Raw genomic sequence first — 10184 nt, 5'->3', positions numbered from 1 at the left:
GAGATGAGAGAGCCGACGACGACCGCGTCGTCCGCGGCCCGCGCGGCGCGGACGCGCGAGGCCGCTCCCGCGCCGCGCGCCGCCGCCCCGACCGGCGACGCCGCGGCGAGTCGTTCCCGCGCGCCGCGCGCCGCCGCCGCGGCCGCGACGCCCGCGGCCGAGGTCTTGGCGACGAACGCGGCCGACGCGGCGACGAACGCGGCCGACGCCGCGGCGATCGCGGCGATTTTGGAAGCGGAACGCGGTCGCCCCGAAGCGGCGCTCGAGCGGCTGCGCGGGGAAGTGATCGGCGACTGCCGCCGCTGCCGCCTCTGCGAGGGACGCACGAAGCTCGTCTTCGGCGTCGGCGACCCGCACGCCCGGCTGATGTTCGTCGGCGAAGGGCCGGGGGCGGACGAAGACCTGAAAGGGGAGCCGTTCGTCGGCCGCGCCGGGCAGCTGCTCGACAAGATCATCGCCGCGATGGGGCTCTCGCGGCCGCAGGTCTACATCGGGAACATCGTGAAGTGCCGGCCGCCGAACAACCGCACGCCGCTCCCCGACGAGCGGGCCGCCTGCATCGGCTTTCTCAAGGCGCAGATCCGGGCGATCAAGCCGGAGATCCTCGTCGCGCTGGGCAAGACGGCGGTCGAAGGGCTCACCGGGCTCGAGCTGCCGGGGATCACGCGCGTCCGCGGAACGTGGTACGAGTTCGAGGGGGTTCCGCTCAAGGTGACCTTCCATCCGGCGTATCTGCTGCGCAATCCGCCGGCGAAGCGGCCGGTGTGGGAGGACATGCAGGACGTCATGAGGCGCCTCGGCCTCTCGCCGCCCAAGCCGCGCGACTGAGTTCGCCTCAGGCAGCCCCGCGGACGCGACGGCCCCTTCGCGCCGCGCGACGACGCTCGTCACCGTCCGGTCCGACGGCGAGATCGCTTCCTTCAGCCGCGCCGCCGGGCTTGCGTCCGGACTCTCCGCGGACGAGGTTGCCTTCGTCGGGGTCCGCCCCCGTTGGAGGTCGTTCGGGAATGAGCCTGCGGACAGTGGCGGCGGCGTGCTTCGCGGCGATCGCGCTCGGCGGCGCCGCGTCCGCGGCGGAACCGGCGCCCGCGCCGCCGGCCTGGCCGGAGGCGATCCAGGACAACTCGTTCCTGATCGAAGAGGCGTACAACCAGGAGCCGGGGGTCGTACAGTGGATCTTCGGCTTCCAGTACGTCCGCGGGAGCCGGAACTGGCAGAACACGTTCACGAGCGAGTGGCCCGTTCCCGACGAGCGGAACCAGCTCAGCGCGACCGTGCCGTTCTCGACCAAGCCGGACGACGGCGGCGCCGACGGCGTCGGCGACGTGCTGCTCAACTACCGGCGGCAGTTGCTCGGCGGAAGCGAGCGGGGCTGGTGGTTCGCGCCCCGTCTCTCCGCCGTGCTCCCGACCGGCGACTGGCGCGGGGGGACGGGAAACGGCGCGTGGGGGGCGCAGGTCAACCTGCCGTGGAGCCGCCGCCTGTCGGCGGACTTCGCGGCGCATCTCAACGTCGGCGGAACGTGGATTCCGCGCGCCCGTTTCGTGGACGACGCGGGGCGTCCGTTCCGCTCCGAATCGTCGAACGTCTCCGCCGGGGCGAGCCTGATCTGGCACACGACGCCGTCCTTCAACCTGATGCTCGAAGTGGTCGGGATCCGCGTCCGCACGCCGATCGCGCCGGGCGTGACCGAATCGACGAACCAGCTGATCGTCAGCCCCGGGATGCGGCGCGCCTTCAACTTCAAGTCGGGACAGCTGGTGCTCGGCGCGGCGCTGCCGATCGGCGCGACGAAGGACAGTCCCGACGCCGGCGTGTTTCTCTACGTTTCGTGGGAAGCCCCGGTCTGGAAGGCGCGCGCCGCCGCGCGGTGAGGCGCGGTCGCGTCGGCGTCGCGCGGACTGCCGCGGCGCGGGCGGGCGGCTATAATCGCGGGGTCTTCCCACCGTCTTCGGAGACCCTGCAATGAGCGTCGATCTGCCGTCGTTCCAGAGCCAAATCCGCCAAGGCATCCCCGCGTCGATTCCCGCCCCGCCGCCCGACCTTCCGGGCGTGGACCACGCGCCGAAGCGCCGTCCGGAACTGACGCCGGCCGAGCGCCGCCTCGCCTTGGCCAACGCGCTGCGCTACTTCCCGCCGGCCTGGCACGCCCGCCTCGCCCCGGAGTTCGCGCGCGAGCTCAAGGAAGACGGCAAGATCTACATGCGCCGCTTCCGTCCGGCCTACGCGATGCACGCCCGCCCGATCGACCACTACCCGGCGCGCTGCCGCCAGGCCGCGGCGATCATGATGATGATCCAGAACAACCTCGACCCGGCGGTCGCGCAGCATCCGGTCGAACTGGTGACCTACGGCGGCAACGGCGCGGTCTTCCAGAACTGGGCCCAGTACCTGCTGACGATGAAGTACCTCTCGGAGATGACCGAGGAGCAGACGCTCGCGCTCTACTCCGGCCACCCGATGGGGCTCTTCCCGTCGCATTCCGACGCGCCGCGCGTCGTGGTGACGAACGGGATGATGATCCCGAACTACTCCGTCCCCGGCGACTACGAGAAGTACAACGCGCTCGGCGTGACGAGCTACGGCCAGATGACCGCCGGCAGCTTCATGTACATCGGGCCGCAGGGGATCGTCCACGGCACGACGATCACGCTGCTCAACGCCGGCCGGCTCTACCTGAACAGCGACTTGGCGGGAAAGGTCTTCGTGACCTCCGGCCTCGGCGGGATGAGCGGCGCGCAGGCCAAGGCGGCCGTGATCGCCGGCGCCGTCGGCGTGATCGCCGAGGTCAACCCGGCCGCGCTCAAGAAGCGCCACGAGCAGGGCTGGCTGATGGAGTACGAGACCGACCTCGACCGGCTGCTGTCGCGGATCGACAAGGCGCGCCGGGGCAAGGAAGCGGTTTCGATCGGCTACCTCGGCAACATCGTCGATCTGTGGGAGAAGATGGCCAAGGACGGGGTCGGCGTCGAGCTCGGCTCCGATCAGACCTCGCTCCACAACCCGTACTACGGCGGCTACTACCCGGCCGGCCTCTCCTTCGAGGCGGCGCGGGCGATGATGAAGAACGACCACGAGGGGTTCAAGGAGCAGGTGCACGCCTCGCTGCGCCGGCACGTCGCGGCGATCAACGAGTTGGCCAAGGGCGGGATGCACTTCTGGGACTACGGCAACGCGTTCCTGCTCGAGGCGCGCCGCGCCGGCGCGGACGTCGACCGCGCGCCGGGCGAGTTCCGCTACCCCTCGTACGTCGAGGACATCATGGGGCCGCTCTGCTTCGACTACGGCTTCGGCCCCTTCCGCTGGGTCTGCTGCTCGGGCGACCCCGCGGACCTCGCGCTGACCGACGCCCTCGCCGCGGAGACGCTGGAGAAGCTCGCCGCCGCGGCGCCGGAAGAGACGCGCCAGCAGAACCTCGACAACCTGCGCTGGATCCGCGAGGCGGGGAAAAACAAGATGGTCGTCGGCTCGCAGGCGCGGATCCTCTACGCCGACCGCGACGGCCGGCGGATGATCGCCGAGGCGTTCAACCAGGCCGTCGCCGACGGCCGGCTCAAGGGGCCGGTCGTCCTCGGCCGCGACCACCACGACGTCTCCGGCACCGACTCGCCGTGGCGCGAGACGGCCAACATCCGCGACGGCTCGCGCTTCACCGCCGACATGGCCGTGCAGAACTTCTGCGGCGACGCCTTCCGCGGCGCGACGTGGGTCAGCCTGCACAACGGCGGCGGCGTCGGCTGGGGCGAGGTGACGAACGGCGGCTTCGGGATGCTGCTCGACGGCGGCGCCGACGCCTCGCGCCGCGCGCGCACGATGCTCTGCTGGGACGTCGCCAACGGCGTGGCGCGCCGCGCCTGGGCGCGCAACGAGGGCGCCGTCCACGCGATCAAGAAGGCGATGGCCGACGAGCCGCGGCTCAAGGTCACGCTCCCCGAAACGGCCGACCCCGCCGTGCTCGACGGCGCGCTCGACGGCGTTGGCCTCTGATCGTCCGGCGCCGGAGGGCGGCTTCGTCGAAGTCGCCGTGCCGGCGCCGCTGTTCCGTCCTCTGACCTACCGGGTCCCGGCGGCGCTCGCCGCCGCCGCGGTCCCGGGGGCGAGGGTCAAGGTCCCTCTCGGCAAGCGGGTCGTGGTCGGCGTCGTCGTCGGACGCGTCGCCGAAGCTCCCGCCGACGTCGAACTGAAGGACCTCGTCGGCGCGCTCGATCCGGAGGGCGCTCCGGCCCTGCCTCCCGATCTTCTGGCGACGGTCCTTTGGGCCGCCGACTACTACGTCGCCCCGCCGGGGGAGATGGCGCGCGCCGCCCTTCCCGCCGCCGCCTCGCCGGTCGTGAAGGGCGTCGCCCGCCTGACCGACGCGGGACGCCGCGCGCTCGACGAACCGACGGCCCCCGACGCGCTGCGCTGGCTCGCCGAGCGCCCGCGCGGCCGCGCGGGAACGGCGTCGCTCGCCGCGCACGCCGGCAGCCAGGCGGAGATGCGCCGACTCCTCCGTTCCGGCTTCGTCGCGATCGACAAGGAGATCGGCGAGGAACGGGGCGCGCCGGCGACGCGGATCGTGCTCGTCCCTTCGCCCGAGGCGGCGGCCGATCCCGACGCGGCGCGCGCCCGCCTCGGCCGCGCGCCGGCGCGGCTGAAGCTGTTCGAGGCCGCGCTGGCCGGGCCGCCGCGCCCCGCGTCGGAACTGGCGCGCGAGGCGGGGGTCGGGCCGGCCGCGGCGACGGCGCTCGTGCGCGGCGGACTGCTCGCGCCGCAGGTCGAGGAGCTGCCGCCGGCCGAAGCGCCGGAAACCGGGTTGCCGGTCGCGCCGCCGCCGCGCCTCACCGACGAGCAGCGGGAGGCCGTCGCGCGCCTCGCCCCGCGGATCGACGCGAACGCGTTTCACGCCGCCCTGCTTTTCGGCGTGACCGGCTCGGGGAAGACCGAGGTCTACCTGCGCCTCGTCGAGCACGCGCTGGCGCGCGGGCGCGGGGCGCTGGTCCTGCTGCCGGAGATCGGCCTCACGCCGCGCGTCGCCGAGGCGCTTCGCGGCCGCTTCGGCGAGGGGGTGGCGACGCTGCACTCCGGCGTGGACGACCGGCAGCGGTTCGACGCCTGGCGCCGCGCGCGGGACGGCGAGGCGAAGGTCGTTGTCGGCGCCCGCTCCGCGCTCTTCGCGCCGGTGCGCGACCTCGGGCTGGTCGTCGTGGTCGAGGAGCACGACGGCGGCTACAAGCAGGAGGAGACGCCGCGCTACCACGCCCGCGATCTCGCGCTGGTCCGCGGACGCGAGGCGGGGGCGCTCGTCGTCCTCGGCTCGGCGACGCCGTCGATGGAGGCGTGGCGGCTGCAGCTCGCGGGGAAGGCGGAGCTGGTCGAGCTGCCGCGGCGCGTCGCCGGCGGGGAACTGCCGCGCGCGCAGCTCGTGGACATGCGGGCGGAGTTCCGCGAGCGCGGCAAGGCGACGCCGTTCTCGCGCCGGCTGCTGGCCGAGCTGCAGGCGGCGCTCGGACGCGGCGAGCAGGCGATGGTCCTGCTGAACCGCCGCGGCTGGTCGCGGGCGATCTTCTGCCGCGCCTGCGGCGAGGCGGTCGGCTGCCCCTCGTGCAGCGTGCCGCTCACCTGGCACCGCGTGGGGGAGCGGCTGCGCTGCCACTACTGCGGCTATTCGCGGCCGCGTCCCGAGGCCTGCCCGAGCTGTTCCTCGCCGCATCTCGCGGAGGTCGGCGAAGGGACGCAGCAGGCGGAGCAGCTTCTCGCGGCGGCGCTGCCCGGGGCGCGCGTCGGCCGCCTCGACCGCGACGCCGTCCGCTCGCCGGAGCGTCTCGCCGAGCTGCTCGGCGCCTTCGGGCGCGGCGACCTCGACGTCCTCGTCGGCACGCAGATGATCGCCAAGGGGCATCACTTCCCGCGCGTCACGCTGGTCGGCGCGCTCAACGCCGACGCCGCGCTGCGCCTCCCCGACTTCCGCGCCGCGGAGCGGACGTTCCAGCTGCTGACGCAGGTCGCGGGGCGCGCGGGACGCGGCGAGCGGCCGGGGCTCGTCGTCGTGCAGGCCTACCAGCCGGACCATCCGGCGATCGCCGCCGCGCTGGCGCAGGACTTCCGCGCCTTCGCGGCGCGGGAGATGGCGGGGCGCGAGCTGCTGCGCTGCCCGCCGTTCGCCGCGCTGGCCAACGTCGTCGTGCGCGACGCCGACCAGGGGCGCGCGCAGGAGAACGCGCGCCGCGTCGCCGAGGCGCTGCGCGCGGCGGGGGACGGGCACGTCGCCGTCCTCGGACCGACCGCCGCCCCGCTGGCCCGGCTGCAGGGGCTCTGGCGGGTGCAGATCGTCGTGCGCGCCCAGGCGCGGCGGCGGCTGAACGACGCGCTCCGCCGGGCGCTCGAGGGGATCGCGGCCGAGGAGGGGGCGGCGCCGCGCTGGCTCGTCGTGGACGTCGATCCGCAGTCGCTGATGTGAGCCGCGGCGCGCCCCTGCGTCCGCCCCGCCGCCGTAGAATGACGTCGTGCGGGCCCCCGCGGCCCGCGGGAGGCATCCCATGACCGAAGGCGCCCGAACCTTCGTCCGGCGGGTCGCGGCCGCGCCGCTCGTCGCGTCGCTCGTCCTCCTCGCCGGCTGCGCGCTGTTCGACCGCAAGCTGCCGCAGGAGCCGGGCTACCACCCGCGGCTGACGCCGCGCACCTACATCGAGGAAGGGAACCTGCTGATCTTCACCGTCGACGTCTCGGCGACGGTCTGGCGCGACGACAAGCAGCTGATCCCGATCGCCTTCGCGCTCGCCAACAAGTCGATGCCGCGGATCACGCTGACGCGCGAGTCGTTCACCCTCGTGGACGAGGAGGGGAACCGCTATCCGCTGGCCAGCGTGCAGGAGATGCGGCGGACGGGGGTCCTCTCGAACGGGGACTGGAACGCCGCCGACCACTTCTTCGAGGTCACGCAGGGGTACTACGACTCCTGGGTCCACCAGCCGTCGGTCTTCTTCCCGGTGCTGACGACGACGCGGCTCGGGCGGCGCGGCGTGGTGCGGGACAAGGTCGAGCTCAACCTGCGGATGTGGACCGCCGACATGCTCTACTTCCCGCATCCCAAAGGCTCGATCAAGGACAAGAAGCTCGAACTGTGGCTGAGCGCGCCCGAGCTCAAGGAGCCGGTCTTCGTCAAAGTCCACGTGAAGTGAGCGGGCCGGTCAAGACGGTCCTGCTCGGGCCGGCCGATCCGCGCCAGGCGCGCGAGGTCGGCCGGTTCGGGCTCGACGGGGCCGTGCTCGTCGTCGGGGGCGACGAGCCGTACGCCCTCGACGTCGAGGCCGCGGCGGAAGTGGCGGCGGCGTTGCCGCCGCTCGCGGCGCGGATCGTCTGGCGCCGGGCGGGCGCGCCGCGGCCGACGTTCGCCGCCGGCGCCGTGGCGCGTCCGGGGGAGACGTTTCCGGCCGGCGCCGCGCCGCGGGTCCGGCTGCTGCCGCCGGGCGGGCCGGACCCGGACGCGCGGTACGTCCCCGGGGAGCTGCTATGGATCCCGCCGCGGCCGGGGGCGACGATCCTCGAGGCGTACGACCTCGCCGCCTTGGGGCGGCTCGCGCGCGTCGCGCCGCTGATGATCGAGGCCCCGGGCGGGGCGGCGGACGTCGGGCCGCTGCTCCACGCCGTCCGTCCCGCGGCGCTGCTGTTCGGCGAGGCCGTGCGGGCCGCGGGGTGCTTTATCGACGTCGACGCCCTCGAAGAGGGGCTCGCCGCGGTCGCGCGCGCCAACGCCGCGGCGTTCTCCGCTCCGCTCTGACCGTCCTCCCGCGGCGCCGCGTCGTCCGCGGCGGAGGACGGCGCATCGGTCGCATCCTGGCCTGCGGCGCGGCTCTCGGCCGCGGCGCCGTCGTTGCATAAGGACCCGCGGGCGCGGCGCAGCGCGCCGGCGCCCTTCGGAGGACCGCCCATGAACCGCAGCGTCTTCGTGATCGCCGCCGCGTGCGTCGCGGCGTCGTTCGTCGCGCCGGCCGTCGCCGGCGAGCCGTCCCTCAGCAAGTCGCAGTTCCGCGAGACGTACGGCGAGGAAGGGAAGGCGACCGTCCTCGTCAACGTCTCCGCGGCCCGGCTCGACCCGACGGCCGTCGTGCTGCCGCTGCCGGTCGCCGTCTGCAACCACCGGCTGACGAACGTGAAGCTCGCCCGCGCGTCGTTCACGCTGATCGACGAACAGGGGAAGGAGTACCCGCTGCTCTCCGTCGCCGACGTGCGCGCGACCGGCCGCCAGCGGAGCGTCGACGTCCGCCACGCGAAGCTGTTCTTCGACTTCCTGCCGGCGCAGTTCAACGGCTACCGGCGGCTCGAGGCGAACTTCTTCCCGCCGCTGACGCCGCGCGCCGACGTCCTCGCCGACGTCGTCGAGGTGCCGAAGATGATGTGGTTCGCCGACACGCTCTACTTCGCGCGCCCCGCCGGGGACCTCAAGGGACGCGCCTTCGCGCTGCGGGTGACCGGCGAAGGTCTGGAAGCCCCGATCGTCGTCCGCTTCAAGCTCTAGCGGACGGCCGCGGCGGCGTCCGGCGAGCGGCCGCCCGCGCGGCAAACGCGCGGCGCGGCCCCCGCGAAAAACGCGGGACCGTCAGCCGGACTTGCGCGAGGCGACGGCGGGCGCCGCGCCCGCCGTCGCGGGCGGCGCGGCCGGTTCCTCGAGCGGCGCGCCCTTCCGCCGCCGCTGGAGCTTCCGCCCGCACCACGGGCAGCCGCGCCACTTCGCCGAAACGCCCCAGCCGCACTTCGGGCAGGGGATCTTGAACTCGACGTCCCAGCTGAGGCGCTCGCGGCAGTGGGGGCAGAAGCGGGCGTAGAGCGGCGTCGCCTTGCGGCAGGCCGGGCACTTGCCGCGCGCGGCGAGAAGGTCCTTCCCTTCGCGCGGCCGCAGGCACTCCGCGCCGCACCAGGCGCAGTAGGCCCAGGTCGGCGACTTCTCCCAGCCGCAGCGCGGACAGCGGGTCGGCAGCTGGTCGGCCCAGACGAGCCGCTTGCGGTCGGCGCACTCGGGGCAGTACCGCATGTGGGTGATCAGGTCGGCGCCGCAGCCGGCGCAGACCCGGCGGATGTCGTAGTAGGCGTCGAGGAGCTGCTCCATCGTCCGGCCGCGCCGCCGCGGCGCCGCCTCGCCGAGCGCGCGGCGGAAGGCGGCCATCGAGGGGAACCGCTCGTGCGGGTCGCGGGCCATGGCGCGCATCAGGACGGGGCGGAGCTTCTCCGGCACGAGCCCCATCTGCCGCGCGAGGCGGCGCCGGTCGAAGCGCAGGATGCGGTAGGCGATGATCGCCGTGCGCGCCTCGCCCCACGGGCAGAGGCCGGTCAGCATTTCGAACAGCACGACGCCGAGGGCGAAGACGTCGGTGCGCGCCGTGGCCCGGCCGCGCATCTGCTCCGGCGGCATGTAGGCGAGCGTGCCCGCGGCCGAGCCGGTCTGCGTCGTCAGGCCGAGGTCGCGGGCGATGCCGAAGTCGCAGACCACGGGGCGGAACGTGCGCCGGTCGAGGATGATGTTCGACGGCGTGAGGTCGCGGTGCACGAGGCCGTCGGCGTGGATCGCCTCGATCGCCTCGGCGACCTCGACCGCCATGTCGAGCGCGACGGCGGCCGGCAGCTTGTGGTGGAACTCGAGGAAGTCGCGCAGCGTCGGCCCCTCGACGTAGTCCATGACCATGTAGAGCCGGCCGCGCTCGTCCTCGCCGACGTCGTGGACGCGGACGATCCCGGGGTGGGAGAGGAAGCGCAGGCCGCGCGCCTCGCGCAGCAGCGATTCGTCGCCCATCCGGTTGGCGACCTTGACGGCGCGGACCTCGCGGGAGATCCGGTCGCGGCACAGCATGACCCGCGCGAACCCTCCGGCGCCGAGTTCGTTGAGGATCCGGTACCGCTTGTTGGCGTCCACGTAGGCGTCGATCAACGTCCCGCCGTCCCCCGCAATGCGCCGCGCGGCGCTCGCGTCGTCGATCTTAGCGCGGATTCCCGCGGGCCGGACCGCGGACGGCCGCCGCGCCGCCGCGGGGAACGCGCCGCGGGCCCGCTCAGGGCCGCGGCGTCTCCTCGAGCCACCAGTCCTCGACGCCGCGCAGCGGGTCGTCGGCCGAAAGCGACGCGGCGCCGCGGACCCGCGTCCGCAGGCCGACGAGGCGCGGCGGGCGGAAGAGGATCGTGTACGGCTGGAGCGCGTGGAAGCGCGCCTCCCA

At 74.1% G+C, this 10184-nt stretch carries 8 protein-coding genes; 7 read left to right on the top strand and 1 reads right to left on the bottom strand.

Annotated elements, in window-relative coordinates:
* The first annotated feature begins 3 nt into the window (after positions 1 to 3).
* The 7 genes from LLG88_16585 to LLG88_16555 all read left to right on the top strand — a co-directional run bounded on the left by LLG88_16585 (position 4) and on the right by LLG88_16555 (position 8497).
* Positions 4 to 828: a uracil-DNA glycosylase gene (locus LLG88_16585; protein ID MCE5248525.1), complete on the top strand. Its 825-nt coding sequence runs from the start codon at positions 4 to 6 to the stop codon at positions 826 to 828.
* A 179-nt stretch (positions 829 to 1007) separates the two neighbouring features.
* Positions 1008 to 1874, top strand: coding sequence for a transporter (locus LLG88_16580; GenBank protein MCE5248524.1), 867 nt, complete (start codon positions 1008 to 1010; stop codon positions 1872 to 1874).
* 91 nt (positions 1875 to 1965) lie between these two features.
* Positions 1966 to 3987 carry a urocanate hydratase gene (locus LLG88_16575; GenBank protein ID MCE5248523.1) on the top strand — a complete coding sequence of 674 codons (2022 nt, stop codon included), beginning with the start codon at positions 1966 to 1968 and terminating at the stop codon, positions 3985 to 3987.
* On the top strand, positions 3977 to 6439 hold the full coding sequence (gene priA / locus LLG88_16570) for a primosomal protein N' (GenBank protein ID MCE5248522.1): 2463 nt from the start codon (positions 3977 to 3979) through the stop codon (positions 6437 to 6439). Before LLG88_16575 ends, priA begins: the two co-directional genes overlap by 11 nt.
* A gap of 79 nt (positions 6440 to 6518) precedes the next feature.
* A complete protein-coding gene (locus tag LLG88_16565) occupies positions 6519 to 7160 on the top strand; it encodes a hypothetical protein (protein ID MCE5248521.1) in 642 nt (213 codons plus the stop codon).
* Positions 7157 to 7759: a hypothetical protein gene (locus tag LLG88_16560; protein ID MCE5248520.1), complete on the top strand. Its 603-nt coding sequence runs from the start codon at positions 7157 to 7159 to the stop codon at positions 7757 to 7759. Before LLG88_16565 ends, LLG88_16560 begins: the two co-directional genes overlap by 4 nt.
* Before the next feature lie 150 nt (positions 7760 to 7909).
* Positions 7910 to 8497 (top strand): hypothetical protein, encoded by a 588-nt coding sequence (locus LLG88_16555; GenBank protein MCE5248519.1) that lies wholly within the window; start codon positions 7910 to 7912, stop codon positions 8495 to 8497.
* An 81-nt stretch (positions 8498 to 8578) separates the two neighbouring features.
* Here the strand turns inward: LLG88_16555 and LLG88_16550 are convergent, their stop codons facing one another.
* Positions 8579 to 9901 carry a protein kinase gene (locus LLG88_16550; protein ID MCE5248518.1) on the bottom strand — a complete coding sequence of 441 codons (1323 nt, stop codon included), beginning with the start codon at positions 9899 to 9901 and terminating at the stop codon, positions 8579 to 8581.
* Between the last annotated feature and the right edge of the window lie 283 nt (positions 9902 to 10184).

It is taken from the genome of bacterium, assembly GCA_021372775.1.
In the GTDB taxonomy this organism is placed as follows: Bacteria; Acidobacteriota; Polarisedimenticolia; order J045; family J045; genus JAJFTU01.
This window is presented reverse-complemented; position numbering and strand designations above follow the sequence as displayed.

Bases quoted from the DNA above. Each gene is read 5' to 3' on its own strand.
- LLG88_16585 (MCE5248525.1), top strand. From the start codon at position 4: ATGAGAGAGCCGACGACGACCGCGTCGTCCGCGGCCCGCGCGGCGCGG.
- LLG88_16575 (MCE5248523.1), top strand. From the start codon at position 1,966: ATGAGCGTCGATCTGCCGTCGTTCCAGAGCCAAATCCGCCAAGGCATC.
- LLG88_16565 (MCE5248521.1), top strand. From the start codon at position 6,519: ATGACCGAAGGCGCCCGAACCTTCGTCCGGCGGGTCGCGGCCGCGCCG.
- LLG88_16580 (MCE5248524.1), top strand. From the start codon at position 1,008: ATGAGCCTGCGGACAGTGGCGGCGGCGTGCTTCGCGGCGATCGCGCTC.
- LLG88_16555 (MCE5248519.1), top strand. From the start codon at position 7,910: ATGAACCGCAGCGTCTTCGTGATCGCCGCCGCGTGCGTCGCGGCGTCG.